Consider the following 26,413-nt stretch of genomic DNA (forward strand, 5'->3'; position numbering starts at 1 on the left):
ATTGGGTTTTATTTTTTCTGAAATCTGTGAATAAGGGAAGTTGATAAGCAATGACTGAACAGGATCCACTGAATCGAGAGCTGCTGACGGAGGGCGATTACATAACGGATGAACCGATCGACCTGACGAATTGCGAGAAAGAACCTATTCACATTCCAGGATATATTCAGCCCCATGGCGTACTGCTTGCCATTAATCCAATCGATGACTACAGGATCGCACAATGCAGCCGGAATACCGATCAGCTCCTAGGCATTAGCGCAGAAGCCCTTCTGGGACAGCGTTTGGAAGCGCTTATTGGAAATCTCCAGTTTGAGCAGATGATTCATCGTGATCTCCAGGCGATCGTCACGCCCGATTTACAGTATATTAATTTAACGATTCCGGTCGCGGATAAGCCTAATGAGTTTTTCGGAATTGTCCACGAAAGTGAAGGATTAATACTGCTTGAATTGGAGCTGGTATCGGAAGATATAGTACCCTTCACGGATGATTTTGAAAGGATACAGACGTTCTTCAGTCGTATGAAACGGACCGAGAATCGTACGGAAGCAAGTCAAGTCGCTTGCGAGCTCGTGAAGGACATTCTGGGCTATGACCGAGTCATGCTCTATGAATTCGATGATCACTGGAACGGAAAAGTGGTTGCCGAAGCTAAAGAACAGGAGCTGGAGCCCTTTTTGGGGCACCATTATCCGGCATCGGATATTCCTAGGCAAGCCCGGGAACTGTATCTTCGAAATTGGCTGCGGACGATTGTTGATGTGAGTTATACGCCGGTTGAGATTATCCCTACGGTACAGCCTTTGACCGGCAAACCATTGAATCTCAGTTTATCTGTGCTGCGGAGTGTATCTCCGCTTCATATTGAGTACCTTCATAATATGGGGGTTGGCGCGACAACCACGATCTCTCTGATCCATGACAACCAATTATGGGGGTTAATTACTTGTCATCACACTAGCAGAAAATACGTATCCCACCGGACCCGCAACCTGTGCAATTTTTTGGGATCCTTTTTCTCGAACGAGCTTTATCAACGACAGCAGCTCGACGATTATCAAACCGAGTTAAGGCTCAGAACTTTATCCGCCCGCTTTACCGAAATCTTCATGCGCCATACCGATTTATATCATGTTATTGAACAGCTGGACAACGAGGAGCAGATTTTACTCGATTTAATGAGCGCTACCGGTGCTGTCGTTTATTATCAAGACAATATGATGCTGTACGGTACGACGCCTACCTCGAAGCAAGTCATGGAGCTTGCCGGATGGTTATCGGCCCAGGCCGAAGATTATACGTACCATAGTTCTAAACTCAGTGCCGAGTTTGAACCCGCAAAAGCTTATAAGGATGTGGCTTCAGGTGTACTATATCTCGCGCTGTCACCAGGCCAACAAAATTATGTTATGTGGTTTCGGCCCGAGGTTGTGCAAATTGTGGATTGGGCTGGCGATCCGGCCAAAGCCGTTATACAAGAGGATGATAAGGTCCGTTTATCGCCCCGTAAATCGTTCGAAAAGTGGAGACAGGTGGTTGAGGGAACCTCATATTCTTGGAAGTCACAAGAGTTAAGCGTTCTCCCTCAATTGAAATCGATTGTCCGCAAGCAGACGGATGATCAATTAAGGCAAGCAAAAGAACAGGCCATACAGAATGCGAGGATATTCAGGGAGAACGAAGAACGGTATCTGCAGCTCATGGGCCTGTCGCCCGTCGCCTTCTTGTCACTGACAACCGCAGGTGCCATTATGTATTGCAATCCACAGGCCGAATCGCTGTTCGGTGCAAAGAAGCCCGAGGAGCTGCTTCAGCTTGAGATATACAAATTGGCTAGAGAAGATTCGCGGGTTGATCTGAGAGAGCAAATCAAACGGATGGAGCAGAATCAAACCCAATTAGTATCCGGCAGCGGCAGGTTTGTTACGCTGGAGGGCAACGAGATCGAGCTTGAATTTATGCTGGCGGCTATTCATCAAGGGCGCAAATCCTCCATTATGGTGATTCTGAGAGAAGGCACCGCGGATCATGAACCGGATCGGGTATACTCCGATGTGCTGGATCAGCTTCAGAATTACGTGACAACAGACCCGCTAACAGAGCTGCCCAATCCGCTGACATTTGAAAAAGAACTGTCGGTGGACTGGGAGGAGTGTATTCAGAACCAGCTTCCCTTGGCCTTGATGATGGTCGATATTGACGATTTCCGAGTATATAATACCCTTCACGGATTATATGGCGGTGATTTATGCTTGCAATGGATAGCCGATGCACTGAAAATTATTGGTGAGCACTATGGAGCGTCCATATCACGTTATGGTGGCGGGACCTTCATCCTGAAGCTGAGAAATGAAACTCCCGAACGTACCTATGAATTGGCCGAGAAGATCCGCCAGGGCGTGCTTGCACTCAGCATTCCCAAGGATCGCTCGGCAGAGGATGGGTTTATGACGGTAAGCGTGGGAGCGGCCTGCCTTACACCAGCATCCATGTTAAAGCTTACGGATTTGATCGCTGAGACGGAGAAAGCGATGCATATTGCCAAGAGCAAAGGGAAGAACAGAGTCACGCTGTATGGATATGATGCGGATTAAACGGTGGATTCGAATTTACGCTGCCATCGGAAGCACCAGAATGAATAACGGTGGTTGACAGCAAAGAAAGCCTGACGCTCAATAAGGGAGCAGCAGGCTTTCTTTGCTGAAAATGATAGAATGGATGCGCAAAGCAGATTTAAGATTGGGCTGTGGAGGTGCAACATGACGCGAAATATGCCGGCAAGGGAAGCTGAAGGCAGAAAAATGCGTACCGTGAATCAAGTTTGGCTGGGGCTAATTGGCATCCTGCTGATTTATACGATTTATGTGGGCAGCGCCATTTGGAACTACGCGCAAAGAACAGTAAATATCCCGTCTGATGCAGCCATAGTGCTGGGGGCTGCTGTATGGGAGGGGGAGCCTTCGCCTGTTTTTCAGGGACGCATCGATCATGCACTATGGCTGTATGACCGTCAGTACGTAGATAAGCTGATATTTACAGGGGGACGTAGTTCGGGGGATGATCTCGCCGAATCGGAAGTTGCCAGGCAGTATGCCATCGAGCACGGTGTTCCAGAGAGCGATATTCTTGTCGAGACGGCTTCGACGATCACCGAGCAGAATCTGTATTATGCCAATGAAATAGGAGGTATAGCAGGGCTGTCCTCCTATCTCATCGTAAGTGACCCGCTGCATATGAAGCGGGCCATGATGATGGCAGAAGATATGGGGCTTGAAGCCAATCCTTCTCCCGCATCTCGGAGCGCGTACCAGAGCCTAAGAAGCAAAGTCCCTTTTTTAATCAGAGAAGTCTTTTATTACATCGGTTATCAATTGGTTGCGCCATTCCGCTAAAGGGTCTGCCCAGAGGAAGGCCGTGTCCGATTACAGATTCTTGAGGTCGTTCGCAAGCATCTGATGGCTATCCTGGTCGATTACCTTATCGAGATACCTTGTCGCGTTTTTTTTGGATGCCATAGCTTGCTCCTTGTTTCCTAGGACCAAATAGGCTCGGGCTTCCGCTTCATACCCGTAACCTATATAGAATGGCTCGAGGCTTGCCGATGATCCGACAATGATGCAGCGCTGGGCATAACGCAGCGCTTGATCGCCTTGCCCTACTACCGCATACACTCTGGAGAGCTGCCAATATCCAATGGAAAGGTTGCGCTGTGTATGATCTTCAACTCGTGTCCAGTGCCAAAACGAGCTGTGACATATGTGAATCATGTTTTCCTCGTCTTCCGGCGTACGCTGTGCGTTCTCCAAGATATCCCATACTTGATTGAAGCATTCCATCGCAAATTGTTTATGTGTTTTGGGTTCCTGATTGTCCATGCCTTTTCCTCCGATAATATGTATGCGTTATAAAGCCGGTAAATGGATCGTAAAGGTTGTCCCATGATCAGGTATGCTCTCTACGTTCATCGTTCCGCCATGATTATGAATAATGTTCTTGGTAATCATCAGTCCGAGTCCCGTCCCGGTGTCTTTGGTCGTAACAAAAGGCTGTCCCAGGGATTGGATTTGCTCCTGCGTCATTCCAACCCCTTCATCCTGCACGATAATTTGGACCTCTTGAGCGTTGTGCAGGATGTCCAGGGTAATGGTGCCGCCTTGATTCATCGCTTCCATGGCATTTTTCAGCAGATTGATGAATACTTGCTTGAGCTGGTTGACTTCACCCTGGACGAAGACCGGTACCCTCGGATAATGAGGGATGATCTCGATATTTTTGAGGGCTGCTTGAACCTTCATAAGCGTAATGATCTGTTCCATAATGGCATACACGTCGATGGGTCCGCTCACGTGAACGCCCTGCGGTTTCGAAAGTACCAGGAGTTCATTGACAATGAGCTCGATGCGTTTGAGCTCCGATTCAATGATTTCAAAATAGAGCTCGTTGCTGCGTTCCGCTGATCGCAGCAACTTCACGAATCCATTAATCGAAGTTAATGGATTCCGAATTTCATGGGCAATGCCGGCGGCCAACTGACCGGCGGTGGTCAGCTTCTCGGATTGCATCACGCGATCCTCTTCTATCTGCTGTTCTGTGATATCTCTGAAGATCCCGACCGCAGCTTTCTCGCCATCATAATTGATGATGAACGTGAACCCGTTGACCATTTTCTCTTGCCCGTCCAGACAGCGTATCAAATAATCGACGCTTCCGATCTCTCCGCTCTCCGCATATTTTGCCCTGCGTTTCATCAATGCGTTATGGTACGATGCGTCAACGATCACGTCGGTTGAAATTCCAAGGACGTCACGGGGATGCGTAGCGTTAACAAGTCTGAGCCCGGCAGGATTAACATAGTGGACAATGCCCTTTTTTGTGATGAGTACGGAGAGGGGCAGTCCTTCAAGCAGCTGCAGAAAAGAATGTTCCTTCTCGTTGAGCTTCTGTTCCTTCTGCTCCAGCTGGTTCATGAGCTGTCTCAGCAGCGTTCGATCCTCGAATTGTACCAAATATCCCTTGGGACCCTGCTCCGGATCCTGCTCAATGCTGCAACGTGCATGAAGGTATAACTCGCGATCGGACGGATGGCGATAAGCATATTCAAACGGGGTTACGGATTGCTGAAGGCCATGCGCAGCTCTTGCGTTCTGAACCACTCGATTCAGTAACTCGCGGAAGCTGTTTTCTTCTTGCGGCGCCCCGGCAGTTAACTCCTGCTGTGTGTATCCCAATAGATCACATAGTGCCGAATTGACCTTGAGAATCGTTCCATCAAGCGATACCATTGCCATTCCGATTACAGATTGTTCAAAGGCAAAATCATGATTAGGGCTGGAATAGGGCAGCACTGCAAGTCTCCTTTCAAAATTCTGGGAGGATTGAATGTACCCATATTATAAGTGGGTCGAAATCATTCATCAATCCTTTAAAGCGATAGATCTAAGCAGGAATTTCATACTTTCGCATAAAAATCTGCATCATCCATCACATTTGTCCTGAATTGAAAGTGTGCATGCCCCATAACATGAATCTTTCAGCTTAAGAATGGCAAGGCAGCGAGTACGCCTAGCCGTTCTCGAGGAGAAAGCAGGTTACACCGAGAAGTCGGTGTTTGTCAGTTGTTGAATTGCGTGATCTAAAGATAGCTTAAGCTTTTCCGTAATGGGCCCCATAGGCAGACGAAGGATATCCGATGAGATCAGGCCTTGCTGGGCAAGCAGCCATTTTAGCGGAGCGGGATTGGATTCTTCGAACAGCTTATGAATGTAGGGGAGCAGGACTTCAAACTCCATTTCGGATCGAGAATAATCTCCCCGGGCAGCTAATTGAAACACCCGAATGAAAGCCTCGGTATTCACATTAGCCGATGCCAGAATTCCGCCAGAAGCTCCATGACACAGCATCTCATGAAAGAGGACATCGTTGCCGCATAGAACGGGCTTTGTATCGTATTGGGATAAACTTCTCGTAAGCTCCGTACTCTCGGTGCTGTCTTTCACCCCGATCACCCCGGGGATCTCCATGATTCTTCTTACGGCATCAACCGGTAACCGGATTCCTGTACGCGAAGGAACCTCGTACAGAATGACCGGGATCCCGACCTCGGCCACCTTTCGGAAATGCTGCAGGATACCATCGATCGAAGGGCGACTGTAATACGGCGTGACCACCAATACCGCATCAGCACCGATATGACCTGCCAGTTCCGTTCGTTTCATACTGGACACCGTATCATTTGTACCGGTACCTATGATAAGGGGCAATAGCCGTCCGTCCAGACTCTCACGCGTTTCCTCCACAACCTGCACGACTTCCTCCCAAGCTACGGTCGGCGCTTCACCGGTCGTTCCGTTGATGACCAATCCCTGAATATCATAGGATAACAAATTCTTTAAATAACGATGATAAGACGGACGATCCAGTTCGTACTCCTGTGAAAAGGGAGTGATCACAGGAACATAAATGCCATGCAGTTCTTGCTGAGTCAGCATAATCTTTCCTCCAATTCATGGATGATGGCTATACTTTATCATGGGAATTAAGATCGGCGTTATCTATAATAATAGATAGTTATTATCAATATTATTGATAAGGAGAGAGTGATGGAACTTATCTACCTGCAAACCTTCAGGGAGGTTGCGATTCGCCAGAGCTTTACAAAAGCCGCGGATGAGTTGGGTTATGCCCAATCCAGCGTAACCACCCAAATTCAGAAGCTGGAGAAGGAATACGGCGTCAAGCTGTTTGAGCGGTATGGCAGAGGCTTGCGCCTGACGAAGTCGGGTGAGGAGCTGTTCAAGTATGCCGTTCAAATGCTGGATCTGTTTCAGCAGTCGAAGGAAAAGCTGACCAAGCAAGGTGGAGGCACCTTATCGATCGGAACGATAGACTCGTTGGCCGCTTATTTTCTTCCGTCCGTCATTCACCAACTGAAACTAAGGCATGAGGATCTTGTCATCCGTTTACAACCGGATCGTGAAGATAACATCATCAGTAAGGTGAGAGAAGGCGAGTACGATCTCGGTCTTATTTTGGATGAAAAACCGGAGGATTCCTCCTTGAATTGGATCCCCGTTCGGGAAGAGCCCCTCCTGCTGATTGCCCATCCGGATCATCCGCTTCATGTTGAACCGGTCATAGAGCTAGAACATCTGGCTGATGCCGAATGGATTATGCCCGAGGGTAGTTGTAATTACCGCATGATGTTGGAAAAGGTGCTGCGTGCCAGCGGAGTTCCAATGCGAATAGGGCTGGAATTGGGCAATCCCGAGGCAATCAAGAGATATGTGATGTCCGGTACGGGTATCTCATTATTGCCGAGGATGGTAGCAGAGGAGGAAATCAAGCGTGGTGAGCTTGCGATTCTTCCCTTTGCGCATTCTGACATTCGTTTGGATATTCAGCTGGTCATTCACCCCAAGAAGTGGCTTTCACAATCGCTGAAGGATGCAATCGATATGCTGAAGTCTAAATCCTAATGTCGCCTCGGGTGATATTGCAATTAGCGGGAAGATTCAGTATGATTTAAATAACAATGTATAGGTTTATGTGTGACTGGCGTAGCATGGGGGACCATGAGGGAGCACATAGATGACGACGGCCGTACGCCTGGGCAGAGGTAAGGGAGTTTATTTCCCTTACCTCTTTATTATCTTCTGCTTTTATAAGTCTCTGAAACTACGAAAAGGGGATAAAACCACGATGTTAAAAACGAAGAAAATACTGCTGCTAGGTTCGGGAGAACTGGGGAAAGAAGTCATCATTGAGGCCCAGAGATTGGGGGTTGAAACCGTAGCCGTCGATCGTTATGCCGACGCTCCTGCCATGCATGTTGCCGATCATAGCTATGTCATCGATATGCTGGATGGGGAGAGATTGCGCGCAATTATCGAGCAGGAGAAACCGGACTTGATCGTGCCCGAAATCGAGGCACTGGCTACCTCGGAGCTGGTTAAGCTGGAGGTAGAGGGGTATCGGGTTATACCTACTGCCAGAGCTGCGAAGCTTACGATGGACCGTGAAGGGATTCGCCGGTTAGCTTCAGAGGCGTTGGGACTTCCTACTGCAGACTACCGATTTGCCGATACGTATGAGGAATTTAAACAGGCTGTCCTGGACATGGGGTTCCCGTGCGTGATTAAACCTCTGATGAGTTCCTCTGGCAAAGGCCAGAGTGTATGTCGCTCCGAAGGGGATATTGAGCCCTGCTGGAACATCGCCATGGAAGGCGGTCGTGTACAGAACGGAAGAGTGATCATTGAAGAATTCATTACGTTCCAATCGGAGATCACGCTTCTGACCGTCCGCTCCGTCAATGGAACAAACTTCTGTGCGCCAATCGGGCATATTCAGGAGAGCGGGGACTATATCGAATCCTGGCAGCCGCACGACATGTCCGAAGAGCAGATCGAGGAAGCTAAATATATTGCAAGGACGATTACCGACGAGCTTGGCGGTTATGGATTGTTTGGTGTTGAATTGTTCCTGGCCGAGGATAAAGTGTATTTTAGCGAGGTATCTCCGCGACCGCATGATACCGGATTGGTTACGCTGGTCACGCAAAATTTATCAGAATTCGCGCTTCACGTCCGCGCCATTCTAGGGTTTCCGATCCCGGAGATCGAATTGATAACGCCGGGAGCCAGCCGTCCGCTGAAAGCGGCGCGAGAGCTGGAGAGTTACACAATTACCGGCGCCGAGCAAGCACTGGCTGTTCCGAATACGCAGCTGCGCATTTTTGGGAAACCGGTGACCAAGGTCGGAAGACGGGTCGCAGTAGCGTTGTCAACCGCCGGCGCAGTGGAAGAAGCGCGTTCGCGTGCGAAGCAGGCTTTGGATAAGCTTGCTGTTGAAGAAGCATAATCGTTCTTGATTCTTAGGATGGTGCTTCCATGATCATATAAAAAAAGATCAACCGATTAACCGGTTGATCTTTTTTCATTGACGTTATTTCGTGGATTAGAACGGGTATGAACCGTCCTGATCATCATGTCTTGTTTTCGTTTAGGTTTTGATGATAAATATGCAGAAATTTATGTTCTTTCGTGATAAGATACACAAGAATACAAACGACCCTCACCCATTATAATGTTTTCAATGCGATGCTTTATAGGCACGGTTTAAAGCATGATCATACCCAATAAATATATAGAGGAACGTTTATGACGGCATAGGAGAATCTACATGAGAGACATGACGCAAGGAAGTCCGATCAGGCTGATCATTATGTTTACGATCCCGCTTTTGATCGGAAATATTTTTCAACAATTTTATAATATGGCTGATACCCTGATCGTGGGACGGACCATTGGTGTGAACGCTCTTGCGGCCGTTGGCTCGACAGGCAGTATTTTGTTTTTTGTCATTGGCTTTGCCCAAGGCTTGACGGCAGGTTTGTCCATCATAACGGCGCAGCGCTTTGGCGCCAAGGATATCGCGGGCGTTCGCAAAAGCGTGGGAACGAGTATATGGATTAGTCTTGTATTCACGGTTTTCCTCACCATTGTGAGTGTCATATTTACGAAGCCCGTCCTCGTCATGATGAATACGCCGGCAGAAATTTTGGATGATGCTTATTCGTATTTAATCGTCATTAACTGGGGCGTTGGCGCAGCCGTTCTGTTCAACTTGCTGGCTAACCTGCTCAGAGCGCTCGGGGATAGTCGGACGCCGCTTCTCTTCTTGGTGGTCGCAAGCATTCTGAACATCGTTCTCGATCTGTTGTTTATTCTTGTATTCAAGATGGGCGTAGCCGGGGCAGGGCTGGCCACGGTGGTCTCGCAGCTGTTCTCCTGCCTTCTCTGCTTATTATACATTCATAAAAAGGTTCCGCTTCTGCAGTTCAAGAATGCCGATTGGTCCATCGATTGGAAATTTATACGCCAGCATATGTGGGTCGGTTTCCCGATGGGCTTCCAAGCCTCCATTATTGCGATCGGAGCCATCATCTTACAGATTACGCTTAACGGTCTCGGGGCAACAGCCGTAGCCGCATATACTGCGGCTCAGAAGATTGACATGCTCGCTACGCAGCCCATGAGTTCCTTTGGCATTACGATGGCGACTTTTGCCGCCCAGAACTTCGGAGCGAATCGCATAGACCGAATTAAGCTCGGAGTTAAACAATGCATTTGGGTCTCGGGATCTTTCAGCATCGCCGTGGGCTTGCTGGTTATATTCGCGGGTCCTGCAGCCGTCAGCCTCTTCGTCGGTCAAGGACAAGAAGAATTGCTGTCCCTTAGCAAGCTGTATTTCTTATCGAACGGCAGCACCTATTTGCTTCTGTCGCTGTTGTTCATCTACCGCTTCACGCTGCAGGGGCTGGGACAGAGCTTTATCCCAACCGTAGCCGGCATCATGGAACTGATCATGCGGGTATTGGCTGCCATCTTCCTGACCGCGCAGATCGGGTTCCTCGGCGCAAGCCTGGCGAATCCCTTGGCTTGGCTCGGAGCCGTCATTCCGCTCGGTATTGCCTACTCCCTGAGCATTAAAAGATTAAGCACGCCTGCTAAACCCGTCTCCATACCGGTTCAGGCGTAAGGACTTTACACAATCGAATACAGAACGAATCATGACTTAAAGAACAGAAATCACTCTGTTGCTCAAGAGCCGTGCATTCGTTCTTTTTTTTGCTTTTAAAAAGCGTGAAAATGATGCATTCCAAATTTGGATGCGCCGCGGTAAGATCACATTAGATTCTTTTAACTAATTTGACAGAATAGAACAGGAGGGGTTGCCTTGTATAAAGTGCTGTTAGTGGACGACGAAGCCGACGTAAGGGAGGGACTCGTGCAGGAAATCCAGTGGGGAGCCTGTGGATTCAAGATCGAGGGAACGGCGGAGAACGGGAGAGAGGCCGTGGAGCTTGCGGAGCGATTGGAGCCGGATGTTGTCATTACCGATATCAGTATGCCGTTTCAGGATGGGCTCCAGCTGGCCTCTTGGCTTAGAGAGTTTCAGCCGCTGTGCAAAATCGTGATCTTAACCGGATACGATGAATTTGATTATGCCCGTCAAGCGATTACGCTTAGCGTGGACGAGTATTTGCTTAAGCCATTCTCTGCCGAAAGCTTCATGGAGCTATTGGGGAAGATCAAGGACAAGATTGATATGGAGGTTGCGGAGCGAGAGGATGTACGCCAGTTGAAGGAGCATTACCGCACGAGTCTGCCTTTGCTTCGGGAATCCTTTCTTGCATCCCTGCTAACCCGGAAATTGCCCCGCTCGATCATTGAGGAGAAGACTCGAAATTACGGTTTGTCTTTGAATGGGGGGAGTTATCTGGCTGCTGTTATGGCATTATATCCCGCTTCTGTAGATAAGGATAAGGAGCATACGTCTTCAACTTCCCTCCGCCATTCGGGAGACTTGGATTTAATGCTGCATGCCATGCTGAACATTGCGAAGGAGCTTCTGGACCCCATTTTATTTGTAAGCGCATTCATGTATCAGGACAGCATTGTGCTGTTAATTACGAATGACGAGAGCGAGGATGAAGCGTGGTTTAGCGAGCTGCAGATGACACTTGAGCGCTTGTTAAAAAGCATTCTTCATTATTTGAAGCTGCCGGTTACGATTGGCGTGGGCTCCATGGTGTGGAATCTGTCCGACCTTAAGCTTTCCTATCAGGGTGCGCTGCTGGCGCTCGACTACCGATTGATTCTTGGTGCCGAGAAAGTCATCTTCATTGATGATGTCGAGCGTCCGAGACCGGAAGGGGTTCGTCTGGATGAACTAAAGGAGCAGGCGCTGATCCGCAGTCTAAAGCTCGGAACCGAAGAGGAAGTGACTGAAGCAATCTCGCACATATTTGATGAACTCATCGGTGCCTCCTGTACCATTCAGGACGTTCAGGTATACCTTCTGGAGGTTGTAACGGCTGTATTGCGATCGGCCAAAGAATCCGGGATTGAGATAGAGGCTTTGTTCGGCGCAGGATTTCAGCTGCATGCGGAGATCTTCAAGTTTTCCGGATTGCAGGAGGCTAAAGCTTGGCTTCTGGACATTAGTTTGACTATACGCAAGCATATCGCCAGCTCCAGGCAGCATGCGTACAAAGACATCGTGGAGAAGGCACTCCAATATACCCGGGAGCATTACGGAGATTCGGAGCTATCGCTGCAGAAGCTGTGTATGCAGCTTCATATCAGTACAGGTTATTTTAGCGCTGTGTTCAAAAGAGAAGTTAAAATGACTTACGTGCAGTATTTGATGCAGCTTCGGATGGAAACGGCCAAAGAGCTTCTTCGATCATCGGATCTTAAAGCTTTCGAAATCGCGGAGCGTGTCGGATTTGCTGATCCGAATTATTTCAGCTTCTGCTTCAAGAAGCAGGTAGGCATCTCACCCAAGGAATACCGGACACAAGCAAGGGGGTAGAACGGTTGAAAATCACGTATGCCAAGCGGGACTCGATCAAACCAACCATTCAGCGATGGGTTAGGCGAGTACGCGCACACAGCATTCAATCGATCATCATGTGGTCCTTCTCGGCATTTATTCTGCTTATCGTGATCGTGGTAGCTGTTCTGTTGTTCAATAAATTCTCGCGATCGGCTGAGCAGAGCGTATTTCTGAATGCCCAGCAAATTGTAGATCAGGTAAGCTATAATCTCGAGGATTATGTGGACGGCATGGCACAGCTGTATCGGGCCATTGAGGAAAACATGCTCGCGGACGGGCAATGGGACGATGATCAGGTCACTCAACAGCTGAACACCATCATGCGAAGTCGGGATGACATCGTCTCCATCGCTTTATTTAATGAACAAGGCGATATGCTGAGGAACCACCCGGCCATTCCGGTTAAACCCAGCGCCCGGGTGACGGAGCAGAGCTGGTTTCACTCGGCCATGAGAGTCTCCAACCATCTGAGCTTCTCGCTGCCGCATGTGCAGAATTTGTACGACCATACATTTGAATGGGTGGTTACGATGAGCAAAGGAATTACGGTTGTTCATAACGGGGAGCCGACCTATGTCATTTTGCTGGTGGATATCAACTTCAAGAAAATCGATGAGCTAAGCAGCCGTATTAGCCTGGGTAAGCGGGGGTATGCGTACATCATCGATGAAGGAGCGGGAAACATCGTATACCATCCCCAGCAGCAGTTAATTTACATGGGACTACGGAATGAGAGCGTAGAGCGGGCGCTCACTTCCTCGGACAGCTACATTGATGAATCGGATGGAGTCAAGCGGCTGAATACGGTGAAATCGGTCGTCAACATAGGATGGAAAATCGTTGGGGTTTCTTATTTGGATGAAATCATGACGACAAGAGAAGAGGTCAATCGTTATCTGATTCAGGTCGTGGCGATTGTACTGGTGCTTGCCATCGTGGTTTCCCTGATTCTCTCGGCCATGCTCACCCGCCCCATCCGCCGGATGGGCAGAACGATGAAGGCGGTGGAACGTGGCGATTTTAATGTGAAGCTCCCGATGCGGGGGCCACTGGAAGTAGTACAGCTGTCCAGCCGGTTCAATCTGATGCTGGATAAGATCAGGCAGCTCATGAAACAGATTGTGAAAGAGCAGGAATCGAAGCGTAGATACGAGCTGGAAGCTTTGCAGGCTCAGATCAACCCGCATTTTTTATATAACACGTTGAATTCGGTTGTCCGTATGGTGGGCATGAGCAAGAAGGAGGAGGTCATTACGATGATTACTTCCTTGTCCAAGCTGTTTCGTTTGAGCTTGAGCAAAGGGAAGACATCCATAAGCGTCCGTGAAGAGCTGGAACATGCAAGGCATTATTTGACCATCCAACAGATGAGGTATAAACAGAAATTCGATTTTATGATCGAAGCGGATGAAGCGGCGCAGTCTTGTTACACGCTAAAGCTGGTGCTGCAGCCCTTAATCGAGAATGCCATCGTACATGGCATTGAGTATATGGTGGATCAGGGACATATTCACATAACGGCTGCTATCAATGGCGACTTATTGGAGATGACGGTGACGGACAATGGCGTCGGGATGTCTCCCGCGATGGTTGAGCGGATATTAGAGGTTGAAGCGCTGCGTCATAATCCGGCTCCATTTATCAATACGGCAGGCTCCGGCGTGGCCGTTCGAAATGTTCATGACCGCATTCAATTGTATTATGGGCATCGTTTCGGTCTGGAGTTTGAGAGTGAGCTTGAAGTGGGCACGACCGTTCGCATACGGATTCCGGTCATTCACCACATAGAGGAGGGGCTGGAGAATGATTAAAATTCATCGTGTGGTACGGATACCGGCTGTACCCAAGGGCTATCTCGTTGTACTTATCCTATCCTTGATCCTCTTAACCTCGTGTTCTTCGGGCGCAACCAAGGATGAGAATGAGCCCGACCTTCGGCATATTTCCCTCGTAGCGCCCATACACGCCGAAGAGCAGGGTGATGCCATCCGATTAGGCGCCGAGGCAGCTGCCAAGGAATACGGATTGGCGCTTGATTATATCTCCCTGGAGCCAAGTGACGATGAAGCGGAGCAGCTGCAAGCAGCATTGAAGGTGCTGGAGAAAGGCTCCTCCGCGATTTTGATCGATCCGGCATCCGAAGCTGTACTGCAGAAATTAGGTGATCAAGCATCAGCAGCTGAGGTGCCCGTCATTGCTTTGAATGATCAGCGAATGACGACAGGCGTCCTCTCCGCCATTGCCATCAATAATGAGGTGGCCGGACGCAAGGCGGGGGAGCAGCTGGCCGAGTTGCTTGAAGGTCGGGGTGTTGTCGCCATACTTCGATCCGACAGGGAGGATCCCGACCTAATGGCCCGCGAAGAGGGCGCCAAAAGCGTATTGTCGGAAATGAGCGGGATACAAATAGCGGACGGAGCTGCGTGCGGCAAACGCGAAGATGCATGCTGGCAGGCGGCCAAGCAGCTGCTGGACCGGGGATCCGTCGACGGGATTCTGGCACTCGATATTCAGGCCTCCTTGGGAGCGGCCAAAGAAGTCGCGAGAAGGAAAGTTCAGGGGAAGATCAAGATTGTCACCTTTGGTAGCGATCTGGAGCAGCTTCAGCTTCTGCAGGATGGCATCCTTCACAAGCTCGTTGTGCAGAACGGGTTCAGCACGGGTTATCTGGGAGTAGAACAGGCCGTGAAGGTCTTGGATGGTTCGAAATATGACAAGCCGATTGTGCTTGAGACCAAGGTGATTGATGCTGACAATATGTTCTGGATGGATAATCAGAAGGTGCTGTTTCCATTTGTGAAGTAACGAAGTCCCGATCCTTAGAGGCAAAGTGATGAGAATTTTGCTAGAAAGCATGAGGATTTTGAATTCGAATGTCAGAAGCATTGCGGCATAATGGCGGTAGACAGTGAGATATGGCATATAAATTGCCGAACCCGTCACTGAAAATTCGAATGAAACAGGGAGGTCAACCCAGGTGAAGAAAAAATGGCTGTTAATCCTTATGGCCGGCATGATGCTGACCACGGCGGCATGCAATAACGGCGGGAGCAGTTCAACCGGCAGCGAAAGCAAAGAAGGTGAAGCGGCGAGCGGCAGCACACCTCAAGTCGGGGTGGCGATTTACAAGTTCGACGATACGTTCATGACGGGCGTTCGGAACGCGATGTCCGATGCAGCGAATGGCGTAGCCAAACTGGATATCGTGGATAGTCAAAATGCACAGCCCACCCAAAATGAGAAAATCGATCTGTTTATTTCGAAGAAATACAGCTCCATGATCATCAACCCGGTGGATCGGACGGCCGCCGGCGTCATTATCGATAAGGCTAAAACTTCGAATACGCCGGTGGTCTTCTTGAACCGGGAGCCGATCGCGGAAGACATGAACAAATGGGATAAGGTGTATTACGTAGGGGCGAAAGCCGAGGAATCCGGAACGATTTCGGGCCAGCTTATCGTTGATTATTGGAAGGCCAATCCGAAGGCGGATAAGAACGGGGATGGCAAGCTGCAGTATGTATTGCTGCAGGGCGAGCCGGGGCATCAGGATGCCGAGCTGCGGACCAAATTCTCCGTGCAGGCGATTCAAGATGCCGGGATCGAGGTCGAAGCGCTTGCGGTGGATACCGCCATGTGGGATCGCGTGAAGGGACAGGAGAAGATGCAGGCCTTCCTTGCATCCCATGGCGACAAGATTGAAGCGGTTCTGGCCAACAATGACGATATGGCGCTCGGTGCCATTGAAGCATTGAAAGCAGCGGGGTACTTCAGCGGCGACAAATATATGCCGGTTGTGGGCGTAGATGCGACAGCTCCGGCCATTCAGGCACTGGAAGACGGCACGCTTCTCGGCACCGTGCTTAATGATGCCAAGAGCCAGGGCAAAGCTTCCGTCGCGATTGCCGCAGCACTATCCAAAGGAGAAACGCCGAACAAGGACAACACCGGATTTGATATTACCGACGGCAAATACGTATGGATCGCTTACAAAAAAATAACGAAGGACAATATCGCCGACGCGAAATAATAGCAGGGTTATAGGAAGGGGCAGCGGCTATTCGTAGCGTTGTCCCTTTATATTCGGCTCTTTTCGACCCGGCCAGCGAAGGAGGTAACCCCAACGTGACGGAACCGTATGTGCTGGAGATGCGGAATATATCGAAGGCGTTTCCCGGTGTTCAGGCCCTAAGCGACGTAACATTTAAGGTAAGACCAGGCACCGTGCATGCTCTTATGGGAGAGAACGGGGCAGGTAAATCAACGTTGATGAAATGTTTGTTCGGCATATACAAGCCTGATGAAGGCGATATTTATTTGAACGGCAGCAAGGTAACCATCAACAGCTCCAAGGATGCACTGAATCACGGAATTTCCATGATCCATCAGGAACTTCATCCCGTGCCGCACCGCAACGTGATGGAGAATATATGGCTGGGAAGATTTCCGGTGACGGGCTTCTGGCCTTTGAAATTCGTGAATGAGAAACAGATGGCAGAAGATACGCTCCGTCTGTTCCGCGAGCTCGATATCGATATGGATCCCAGGGCAAGAACAGGTGCGCTCTCTGTATCCAAAATCCAATCGCTGGAAATCGTCAAAGCGGTATCCTATCGCTCCAAGGTCATTGTCATGGACGAACCAACCTCATCGCTGACAGGCAATGAAGTGGAGCATCTGTTCAGCATGATGAACAGGCTGCGTTCGCAAGGCGTGTCCATCGTCTACATCTCGCACAAAATGGAAGAGATTTTGCGCATATCCGATGATGTGACGATCATGCGCGATGGGAAGTATGTGGGCACCTGGCAAGCCGGCGAGCTGACAACCGATTTGATTATCACCCGCATGGTGGGGCGGGACTTGACGGAGCGCTATCCGGAACGGATGAACGTTCCCGGCGAAACCCGGATGCAGGTCCACCAATTGAGTTCCCCGAATCCGAAATCGTTTCAGAATGTGTCCTTCGAGCTAAGACGGGGAGAGATTCTGGGCGTTGGCGGCCTTGTCGGCGCACAGCGAACGGAATTGGTTGAAGCTATATTCGGGCTTCGTCCAGTGGCTTCCGGAACCATATCGATAAACGGGAAGCCAGTAAAGATCAAATCACCCTCGGATGCCAAGAAAAATAATATGGCGCTGCTGACGGAAGAGCGCAGAGTTACCGGCATATTTCCGGTTCTCTCGGTCTATGAGAATACCGTCATTGCCAATCTTCGAAGGTATCAGAATTGGGCGTTCCTGTTAAATGAACGCAGAGGAATCGAGGATGCGCGAACGAACGTGGAGCAGCTGAGAACCAAAACTCCCTCGGTCCATACCCAGATACGGAACCTGTCGGGTGGCAACCAGCAGAAGGTACTGCTGGCGAGGTGGCTTCTGACTGAGCCTGAAATCCTTCTGCTGGATGAACCGACCCGTGGAATTGATGTCGGCGCCAAGTTCGAGATTTATTCGATCATTACGCAGTTAGCCAAGCAAGGAAAGAGCATTATTATGATTTCCTCCGAAATGCCCGAGCTGCTCGGAATGTCCGACCGAATCATGGTGATGAGCGAAGGGCGGCTGACGGGAATTCTCGCAGGGCAGGAAGCAAGCGAAGAGGAAATCATGAGGCTTGCCGCACAGCGGTCAGCTGATTCGGGAGGGGAAGTCGATGAATACGCAAACCATCGGTAAGGTGAAAGATTATTTGGCGCAGCGCGCCATATTTGTAGTATTGATATTACTTGTTGTCGGGATTGCAGTCGCAGATCCCAATTTTCTGGCCTTCTCCACGCTGCGGGATATTTTACAGCAATCCTCCACCCGATTAATTATCGCCCTTGGCGCGGCGTTCATTCTGATCACCGGCGGGGTTGACCTCTCCGCAGGACGCGTTGTCGGGTTAACGGCGGTTGTATCGGCTTCCATGCTGCAAACGGATGTATACGCAAACCGCTTCTTCCCGGACCTGCCCCAAGTATCGGTTGTATTGCCGATTCTTATCGGTATATTAGCGGGGCTTATCGTTGGGTTAATCAATGGTTTCATTGTAGCTAAACTGCATGTGCCGCCATTCATAGCCACGCTCGGTACGATGGTCGGCATTTACGGCATCAATTCCATCTATTTTGATATGGAGCCGAACCAATCCCAGCCGATTGGCGGCTTGAGACCGGACTTTACCGTGTGGGGCAGCGGCTACATTGACTTCGGCGGCGGATATTCACTCCCTTACATCGTCATTATCGCCGTCTTCGTTGCGTTCATCTGCTGGGTGATATTCAACAAAACCCGGCTCGGCAAAAATATGTATGCCATCGGCGGCAACGTGCAAGCGGCGCATGTTTCGGGGATCAATGTAGCCCGTAATCTTATAGCGATCTACGCTATTTCCGGTGCGTTGTACGGCATCGCCGGCGTACTGGAGGCTGCGAGAACCGGGGGCGCGACGAATAACTACGGCAATATGTATGAACTGGATGCGATTGCCGCATGCGTGGTTGGGGGGGTGTCCACTGCGGGAGGCATCGGTACGGTGCCGGGCGTGATGGCCGGGGTTCTTATCTTCGGCGTCATCAATTACGGATTAACCTTTATCGGCGTCAGCCCATACTGGCAATTGATCATTAAAGGGCTTATTATCGTAGCAGCGGTCGCATTTGACATTCGCAAATACATGGCAAAAAAATAAGAGGGATTGCGGCCGCAGGAGTATATCCTGTGGCTTTTGCCATAGATTATAGAATTTATTAGTTTTCAGCGGAGCTGAACCATTCAATAATCGCAAGAAAAACTTCCTTTAACCGCGACCTGTCTTCCGAGGAAGTACGTCGATAGACGTTTTTCTTTAGATATCAGGAAGTATAAACTTCGAGGCTTGGGCCTTCCTGATATCGCAAGGAAAACATCCTATAACCGCGGTCTGTCTTCTGAGAAGGTACGTCGATAGACGTTTTTCTTTAGATATCAGGAAGTATAAACTTCGAGGCTTGGGCCTTCCTGATATCGCAAGAAAAACATCCTATAACCGCGGTCTGTCTTCTGAGAAGGTACGTCGATAGACGTTTTTCTTTAGATATCAGGAAGTATAAACTTCGAAGCATGGGCCTTCCTGATATCGCAAGAAAAACATCCTATAACCGCGGTCTGTCTTCTGAGAAGGTACGTCGATAGACGTTTTTCTTTAGATATCAGAAAGTATAAACTTCGAAGCATGGGCTTCCTGATATCGCAAGAAAAACATCCTCTAACCGCGGTCTGTCTTCTGAGAAGGTACGTCGATAGACGTTTTTCTTAAGATATCAGGAAGTATAAACTTCGAAGCATGGGCCTTCCTGATATCGCAAGAAAAACATCCTTTAACCGCGGTCTGTCTTCTGAGAAGGTACGTCGATAGACGTTTTTCTTAAGATATCAGGAAGTATAAACTTCGAAGCATGGGCCTTCCTGATATCGCAAGAAAAACATCCTTTAACCGCGGTCTGTCTTCTGAGAAGGTACGTCGATAGACGTTTTTCTTATAATCATCCATTACAGGAGGTGCTGTCATGATCATGGAGAAGAAGGTGTTAAATATCGGCGTACTGGGCTGCGGCCCCATATCGCAGTACGGACATTTCGAGGCTTGCCGGAGAGCGCGCAATGCCAGGCTATACGCGATATGCGATGTCGCGGAGGATTTGATGAACCGCATGGCCGATATCCATCAGCCGGTACAAACCTACAATGGTTATGACAAGATGCTGGCCGATCCCGAGGTGGAGGCTGTTATCATCGGCATCGCGGATCAATTTCACGTGGAAGCCGCTCTTAAAGCCATTGAAGCAGGGAAACATGTTCTAGTGGAGAAGCCTCTTGGCGTCACCGTAGAAGAGTGTGAGGAATTGCAGCGGAAGGCGCGGCATTCCGGATGTATTGTCCAAATCGGCAATATGAAGCGCTTTGACCCAGGCATCGCTTATGCTAAGCAGTTTATGGATCAAGAAATGGGTGAGATGCTGGCGTTGAAAGCATGGTACTGCGACTCAACCTACCGGTATACGGTCACCGAGAACGTGCAGCCCATGGTACAGTTAAGTCCGAATGCGTTAAGGCCGGAAGGGAATCCGAAGCTGGATAAGCTGCGTTATTACATGCTGACGCATGGCAGTCATCTGGTGGATACGGCTCGCTTTTTAGGTGGAGAGATAGATAGCGTTACAGCCTGGAACACGCAAAAGTTCGGGGCGTATAACTGGTTTGTCACGGTGCAGTATGCCTCGGGCGCTGTAGGACATCTGGATCTAACGGTTGCCGTGCGGATGGACTGGCATGAGGGCTTTCACATCTACGGCGAACACGGAAGCGTGATTGGCAAGAACTATAATCCTTGGCTTTTTAAGTCCAGCGACGTCGAGGTATTCTCGGCACGGGATGGTTGTTATCATCGTCCGCTTGGCGAAGATGCGCATTTCTTCAAGCTGCAGGTTGAAGGCTTTGCGGATACGATTCTGGAGCAGGCACCCATGCGAGGTGCCAATCTGGAGGATGGAGTGGCTGCTATGCGTGCCATGGCGGCGATCGCACGATCGGTGGAGAGCGAGGATACGGTGAAGCTGGCTAATGTAACGGGAGGTGTATGAGGCATGAGGCTGGGCATTTTCTCCAAGACGTTTGAACGACCTACATTGGAGGAAAATTTGGACGCAGTGAAAGCAACCGGACTGAGTGTGATCCAATTTAATCTTTCCTGCGCGGGTCTCCCATCACTGCCGCACGAGATCGATCTGGAAACCGCGGTGTATATAAGAGAAGAATGTGTGAAACGGCATCTTCAAATAGCCGCCGTATCCGGAACCTTCAATATGATTCACCCGGACCGGCAGAGATTGCGAGGTGACATTCGACGATTTCGTCAATTGGCAGCCATGTGCCATTCGATGGGGACGTCGGTCATTACCCTGTGCACCGGCACAAGGGATAAGGACAATATGTGGAGGGAGCATCCGGATAACGATTCACCGGAAGCGTGGGATGACCTGTTAACGACTTTGCATGAAGTAGTGAATATGGCAGAGGAGTTCGAGCTGGAACTGGCTATTGAACCTGAGCCTGCCAATGTGATCAGCGATGCTGTCAAAGCCAGACGGCTTCTGGATACGATGGATTCTCCCCGGTTAAAGGTCGTTCTGGATGCAGCGAACTTGTTCAGTCCGACTGAGAGGAGGCCCCTGGCAGAAGTTATCGGTCAAGCGCTGTCACTGCTCAGCGAACATGTCATTATTGCGCATGCCAAGGATTATTCGACCGTAGACGGACTCCATTATACGGCTGCAGGAACCGGTGAACTGGATTATAAAGCTTACATGAAATTGCTGCACGCTTATCATTTCAAGGGTCCGCTGATCCTTCATGGCCTGCATGAACGTCAGGTGCCGCAAAGCGTCTCTTATCTGAAGTCTCAAATCACAGAGGCCATGTTATGACACGACCCTCAGCGCAATAACAGCAGTACCTATGAATGGTATGGGCTTCTTGGTTCATCCTCATCGAATCTTCACAAGTTTCAGTTACAATGGGGTCTTATGTTAAAGTTGACTTGTACTGACGAAGGATTCAATAAGGAGAAACCCAGAATGAAGACGATATTAATCGTGGATGATGAACCGAATATTCGAGAAGTTCTTGTATCTTACCTGAACAAAGAACATTATCTGACGCTGGAGGCGGCCAACGGTGCCGAAGCGTTCGATTTCTTACGAGAGGAATCCGTCGATCTTGTCATACTGGACCTCATGCTTCCTGATATGGATGGTGAGCGGATATGCCAGGAAATTCGTACGTTCAGCGCGGTGCCTATCATGATGTTAACGGCTAAGGTGGCCCAGAGCAGCCGGATTGGCGGGTTTGCCATCGGAGCGGATGATTATATCGTGAAGCCGTTCGACCCTCGGGAAGTTGTGGCAAGAGTCAAGGCCGTCTTGAGGCGGGGAGATGACAGCAAGCTGCTGGCGGACGTTATTGTATATCACCAAGGCGCGCTGGCCATTCATTCGATGAAACACGAAGTTACCTGCCATGGACAGGTCGTAAATTTGACGCCAAGCGAATACAAACTGCTGCTTCTATTGGCTAAGTACCCCCAGCGCAATTTCTCGCGCGAAGAACTGGTCGATCGTGTGTTAGGCTATGACTTTATCGGCGATATCCGAATCATTGATCAGCATATCAAGAATCTTAGGCAAAAGATTGAACCCGACCCAAGGCAGCCCCAGTATATCATCACCGTTTACGGATTCGGATACCGCTTTGGAGGTGATGGGCCTTGAAGCATCGGCTGGACCTGAGGCTTGCCGCCATCATTATCAGTATCACGGCAGGGATTCTGATCATGTTTACCGTGATCAATATTGTGACTAACCATTATCATATAGCCATGTTCCAGCAGCAATCATCCGTACATCATGGAATGGCTGAGCTGAATTATCATTTGGAGCAGGCGCAGATGCAATCCATCATTTTGACATGTCTCCTATCCATTGCGATTGCTTCCGTAATAGGCATGTATGTTGCAAGGAGAATATCGACTCCCCTCGTCCAGATGAAACGAGCGGCTGAAATGATGGCGCAGGGGAATTGGGACATTCGTGTGGCAACCAAAGGGTACGATGAAATCGCAGGACTTGGCTCTTCGCTGAACGAGCTGGCTGTGCAGCTACAGAAGCAGGCGTTGCTTCGCAGGAATATGACCCAAGATATCGCACATGAACTGCGAACGCCGTTAACCACATTAAAGAGTCACACCCGTGCACTAGCGGATTGCATATGGGAGCCGACTGCAGAGCGGTTTCAAACGTGCCTGGAAGAGATTGATCGATTGATTCAGCTCGTCACGGAGCTCGAGGATTTGCATGATATGGAATCGCCGGAGTTTCAACTATCCCGATCCAAGCAGGAGCTTGGTCACATCATGGAGAGGGCCATCACCTTGGCGGCAGCAATGTATCATGAAAAAAAGGTGGACCTGCAATATGTCAGCGGTTCGCCGATCCTAGCCGAGGTGGATGCCGACCGGATGCTCCAGGTTCTCATCAATATGTTAAGTAATGCCTTACACTACACGCCAGCTGGCGGAACGGTACAAGCCGAACTCGTGGACGAAGGGGCAAACGCCCTAATTCGAATCAAAGATTCAGGGCAGGGGATCTCTTCCTCCGATCTGCCGTATATTTTCGAAAGGCTGTATCGGGGTGATAAGTCAAGGAATCGGTTAAGTGGCGGAAGCGGGATGGGGCTGGCCATCGTCAAGCAGCTGGTATCTGCACATGGCGGTCAGGTATGGGCTGAGAGCGGAGAGAAGCATGCCGGCGGCAGCTGCTTCTATATCCGGATTCCTAAAGAAGAATAGTTGAATGGACATGCAAAAAACCGGATCAGAAGATCCGGTTTTTCCATCCCATTAACTTGGCAGCGGTCTCAACATAATAGTAATCCCCATAGATCAGCGAGACGTTTATATTTTGTCCGGCAGGCAGATGCCCCGTGGCTTCCTTCAGTATGCCTTCATAAGCGGGGTCATCCCATTCGGCGTAATGGGCCGTCAAGGAGTCGATGATACGCAAGGCACTTTCGCGGTACAGAGGGCTGTCGGTTAAAGGCACCAGGTCCGCGATTTCAAGCAGACCGGAAGCAGCGCAGGATGCTGCTGACGTATCCCGTGGTTCGGAAGTGATCGGGGATGATTCCGTCTCTTCACGATCGGATGTTCGCATCTCCTTGCGCTCCGCGCGGAAATCCCAGCGGGGTATGGAATCCTCCTCAAGGGAAGCTATGAAAAAATGGGCAACTCGCTTGGCGGCTTCAAGATACCGTATATCGCGGGTATAACGATAGGTATTAGCCATGCCATGCAATGCCCAGGCCGCTCCACGACTCCACGCAGACTCCGGACCATAGCCTTGTCCTCCCAGCGCTTCGATGAATTCTCCCGTTAATGGATCAAATCGGCAGATGTGCCGAACGGAGCCGTCCGGTCTTATGAAATGCTCGGCAACCGTATTGGCTTGCTCTCTGGCGATATGAGCGAATCTCGGGTCACCACTCTCCTCGGAAGCCCAGAATAGGAGGGAGAGGTTCATGGTGGAGTCGATAATGGACCAGCCTTCATTCCCATGATTCCATGAGGTTGGTTTCACTTGATTCCAAGCACGAATAAATCTGCCGACCGGGTTATACCTCCCGGCCAGCAGGGTAGCCGCCAACAATCCTCTCCGCCTGGCATCCGGATCGCCGGTCAGTTTATATTTGATGACGGCTGTCGGCAGAAATTGAAAGCCGACATCGTGATGAAAATTACTGTCCCCGATAAGGGCTTGTTCAAGTCGAACATCCCATTCCCAAGCCCATTCCTTATACTGCGGCTCCTTGGTCATATCATACATGATCCAGAGCATTCCCGGCCAAAAACCGGAGGTCCACCAGTCGATCCGGGTGGAATCATAGATTCCGTTCGTTGTTGCATGAGGAACTTTGCCTTGGAGCTGTCCCGTCATGCGCGACAGTTTCTTATCCAATTGTCCCCATAATAACGAATAGGGCATTATCGTTTCCTGATGTTGTCCGTTCATCGCTAACCTCCCAAAACTGATGTCATCGTTTGGCTAATTATCGCAACTGCTTTGATCCATTGTTCCATAGAACGCTGCCAAATTCTACATATACCGCTTAAGAACTATTGAAATAACAAGCCGATCTTAAAAAAACACAAGCCGCCGATCCACCTAAAAAAAACACAAAGGAACCGATCTTCTTCCATTGCTGCCCGGTCATGAAAACTTATAGGATAAGGATATTCATCACATCCATTTCCTAAGGAGGCGAAAGCCGATGCCGCAAATTACGATTAAAATGTATGAAGGACGCACGGATGAGCAGAAGAACGAAATCGTTGATGTTTTTACAAAGGAGCTGTCACGGATCATTGACCGGGAGCCTGAATTTATCAGCATCCGGTTTGACGAAATTCCGATAGATGACAACGCACCGGCCAATTTGAGAAACAAGAGGTGATGACAGATGGCCGAGCCAAGCAAAGCAGGGGTAAGCCCGATTCTGGAGGGAAAGCTCGATAAACGGAGAAGATTACTTGGCTTCATGTGGAAATACAGGGCGCTGTACTTCATATCGCTGCCGGGACTGCTGTTCTTCGGATTATTCAAATATGTTCCATTAATGGGCTCCGTGATCGCATTTCAGAACTACAATCTGTTTGCGGGCGTAACGGGAAGTCCCTGGGTGGGCCTTGAGCACTTTGGGCGAATGTTCCAGCACTATGATTTTTTGAAAATTCTGCGTAATACGCTTCTGCTGGGTACATATGACATTCTGTTTGCTTTTACCGCCCCCATTGTTCTGGCTTTATTGCTCAATGAGGTTCGTCAGGTCGTTTACAAGAAAATAGTCCAGACGATATTCTATGCGCCGCATTTTCTGTCATGGGTTATTGTAAGCGGTATCTTTGTGGGAATCCTGTCCCCATCATCGGGGATCGTGAACGTGATACTCGGCTGGTTCGGCATAGAGCCGATCTATTTCCTTGGCGAAGATTCCTATATTCGAACGGTATTGGTGGGCTCTGGATTATGGAGAGATGTCGGATGGGGGACCATCATCTATCTGGCGGCGCTCGCAGGCATAAATCCGGATCTCTACGAAGCCTCCGAAATTGATGGAGCGGGAAGATGGCGCCAGACCCTCAGCATTACCCTGCCAGCGCTGCTTCCCGTAATAACGATCCTGTTCCTGCTCAAGATCGGGGACTTCATGGATTATGGGTTTGAACGCGTATTCGTGTTTCAGAACCCGCTTAACATCCAGTCCAGCGAAATCTTGGACACGTACATTTACAAAGCGGGCTTGCAGCAGCTTCAGTACAGCTATGCCACTGCCATCGGGGTGTTCAAATCCGTTGTTGGCTTGTTCCTGATTTCCATTGCAAACACCATCAGCAAGAAAGCGACCGGCGAGTCGCTGTATTAGAGGGGAG

Annotated in this window: 21 protein-coding genes and 1 riboswitch; of the genes, 17 read left to right on the forward strand and 4 right to left on the reverse strand. The window is 49.7% G+C overall.

Annotated elements, in window-relative coordinates; all coding sequences use genetic code 11:
* Positions 1–50: 50 nt before the first annotated feature.
* Entirely contained in the window at positions 51–2,597 is a 2,547-nt protein-coding gene (locus ACETK5_RS09065) for a diguanylate cyclase domain-containing protein (protein WP_326113262.1), read from the forward strand.
* Positions 2,598–2,762: 165 nt separating this feature from the next.
* A complete protein-coding gene (locus ACETK5_RS09070) occupies positions 2,763–3,395 on the forward strand; it encodes a YdcF family protein (RefSeq protein WP_326113263.1) in 633 nt (210 codons plus the stop codon).
* A 30-nt stretch (positions 3,396–3,425) separates the two neighbouring features.
* Here the strand turns inward: ACETK5_RS09070 and ACETK5_RS09075 are convergent, their stop codons facing one another.
* From ACETK5_RS09075 to dapA, 3 genes are all read right to left on the reverse strand, one after another.
* Positions 3,426–3,878: a hypothetical protein gene (locus ACETK5_RS09075; RefSeq protein ID WP_326113264.1), complete on the reverse strand. Its 453-nt coding sequence runs from the start codon at positions 3,876–3,878 to the stop codon at positions 3,426–3,428.
* A 27-nt stretch (positions 3,879–3,905) separates the two neighbouring features.
* Entirely contained in the window at positions 3,906–5,348 is a 1,443-nt protein-coding gene (locus ACETK5_RS09080; RefSeq protein WP_100537683.1) for a PAS domain-containing sensor histidine kinase, read from the reverse strand.
* Between the two features lie 243 nt (positions 5,349–5,591).
* Positions 5,592–6,491, reverse strand: a complete 900-nt coding sequence (gene dapA, locus ACETK5_RS09085; protein WP_326113265.1) for a 4-hydroxy-tetrahydrodipicolinate synthase — start codon at positions 6,489–6,491, stop codon at positions 5,592–5,594.
* Between the two features lie 111 nt (positions 6,492–6,602).
* Between dapA and ACETK5_RS09090 the strand changes: the two genes are divergently transcribed.
* From ACETK5_RS09090 to ACETK5_RS09150, 13 genes are all read left to right on the forward strand, one after another.
* Positions 6,603–7,478, forward strand: a complete 876-nt coding sequence (locus tag ACETK5_RS09090; protein WP_326113266.1) for a LysR family transcriptional regulator — start codon at positions 6,603–6,605, stop codon at positions 7,476–7,478.
* Positions 7,479–7,540: 62 nt separating this feature from the next.
* Positions 7,541–7,621, forward strand: a riboswitch (ZMP/ZTP riboswitch).
* An 80-nt stretch (positions 7,622–7,701) separates the two neighbouring features.
* Positions 7,702–8,862: a phosphoribosylglycinamide formyltransferase 2 gene (purT, locus tag ACETK5_RS09095; protein WP_326113267.1), complete on the forward strand. Its 1,161-nt coding sequence runs from the start codon at positions 7,702–7,704 to the stop codon at positions 8,860–8,862.
* 321 nt (positions 8,863–9,183) lie between these two features.
* On the forward strand, positions 9,184–10,542 hold the full coding sequence (locus tag ACETK5_RS09100; RefSeq protein ID WP_100537680.1) for an MATE family efflux transporter: 1,359 nt from the start codon (positions 9,184–9,186) through the stop codon (positions 10,540–10,542).
* Between the two features lie 198 nt (positions 10,543–10,740).
* The gene (locus tag ACETK5_RS09105; protein WP_394055192.1) at positions 10,741–12,381 is read left to right on the forward strand and encodes a response regulator; all 1,641 of its coding nucleotides are present in this window, start codon (positions 10,741–10,743) and stop codon (positions 12,379–12,381) included.
* 5 nt (positions 12,382–12,386) lie between these two features.
* Entirely contained in the window at positions 12,387–14,216 is a 1,830-nt protein-coding gene (locus ACETK5_RS09110) for a cache domain-containing sensor histidine kinase (RefSeq protein WP_326113269.1), read from the forward strand.
* Positions 14,209–15,210: a substrate-binding domain-containing protein gene (locus tag ACETK5_RS09115; protein WP_100537677.1), complete on the forward strand. Its 1,002-nt coding sequence runs from the start codon at positions 14,209–14,211 to the stop codon at positions 15,208–15,210. The genes ACETK5_RS09110 and ACETK5_RS09115 overlap by 8 nt, the downstream gene beginning before the upstream one ends.
* Before the next feature lie 199 nt (positions 15,211–15,409).
* On the forward strand, positions 15,410–16,435 hold the full coding sequence (locus ACETK5_RS09120) for a galactose ABC transporter substrate-binding protein (RefSeq protein WP_394057367.1): 1,026 nt from the start codon (positions 15,410–15,412) through the stop codon (positions 16,433–16,435).
* Between the two features lie 119 nt (positions 16,436–16,554).
* On the forward strand, positions 16,555–18,084 hold the full coding sequence (locus ACETK5_RS09125) for a sugar ABC transporter ATP-binding protein (RefSeq protein ID WP_394057369.1): 1,530 nt from the start codon (positions 16,555–16,557) through the stop codon (positions 18,082–18,084).
* Complete coding sequence (gene mglC, locus ACETK5_RS09130; protein WP_100537674.1) at positions 18,062–19,081, forward strand: galactose/methyl galactoside ABC transporter permease MglC; 1,020 nt, start codon at positions 18,062–18,064, stop codon at positions 19,079–19,081. Before ACETK5_RS09125 ends, mglC begins: the two co-directional genes overlap by 23 nt.
* An 856-nt stretch (positions 19,082–19,937) precedes the next feature.
* The gene (locus ACETK5_RS09135; RefSeq protein WP_394055195.1) at positions 19,938–21,011 is read left to right on the forward strand and encodes a Gfo/Idh/MocA family protein; all 1,074 of its coding nucleotides are present in this window, start codon (positions 19,938–19,940) and stop codon (positions 21,009–21,011) included.
* A gap of 3 nt (positions 21,012–21,014) precedes the next feature.
* Complete coding sequence (locus tag ACETK5_RS09140; protein ID WP_394055197.1) at positions 21,015–21,854, forward strand: sugar phosphate isomerase/epimerase family protein; 840 nt, start codon at positions 21,015–21,017, stop codon at positions 21,852–21,854.
* Between the two features lie 150 nt (positions 21,855–22,004).
* Positions 22,005–22,697 carry a response regulator transcription factor gene (locus ACETK5_RS09145; RefSeq protein WP_394055199.1) on the forward strand — a complete coding sequence of 231 codons (693 nt, stop codon included), beginning with the start codon at positions 22,005–22,007 and terminating at the stop codon, positions 22,695–22,697.
* Complete coding sequence (locus tag ACETK5_RS09150; protein WP_394055201.1) at positions 22,694–23,776, forward strand: sensor histidine kinase; 1,083 nt, start codon at positions 22,694–22,696, stop codon at positions 23,774–23,776. The genes ACETK5_RS09145 and ACETK5_RS09150 overlap by 4 nt, the downstream gene beginning before the upstream one ends.
* A gap of 25 nt (positions 23,777–23,801) precedes the next feature.
* Here the strand turns inward: ACETK5_RS09150 and ACETK5_RS09155 are convergent, their stop codons facing one another.
* Positions 23,802–24,995 (reverse strand): glycoside hydrolase family 88 protein, encoded by a 1,194-nt coding sequence (locus ACETK5_RS09155; protein ID WP_394055203.1) that lies wholly within the window; start codon positions 24,993–24,995, stop codon positions 23,802–23,804.
* A 259-nt stretch (positions 24,996–25,254) separates the two neighbouring features.
* On the opposite strand from ACETK5_RS09155, the gene ACETK5_RS09160 reads away from it, so the two are divergent.
* Both ACETK5_RS09160 and ACETK5_RS09165 read left to right on the forward strand, forming a co-directional pair.
* Complete coding sequence (locus ACETK5_RS09160) at positions 25,255–25,437, forward strand: tautomerase family protein (protein WP_076321763.1); 183 nt, start codon at positions 25,255–25,257, stop codon at positions 25,435–25,437.
* Between the two features lie 6 nt (positions 25,438–25,443).
* Positions 25,444–26,406, forward strand: coding sequence for an ABC transporter permease (locus ACETK5_RS09165; protein ID WP_100537668.1), 963 nt, complete (start codon positions 25,444–25,446; stop codon positions 26,404–26,406).
* Positions 26,407–26,413 lie beyond the last annotated feature (7 nt).

Source organism: Paenibacillus ilasis (genome assembly GCF_043195395.1).
In the GTDB taxonomy this organism is placed as follows: domain Bacteria; phylum Bacillota; class Bacilli; order Paenibacillales; family Paenibacillaceae; genus Paenibacillus_AQ; species Paenibacillus_AQ lautus.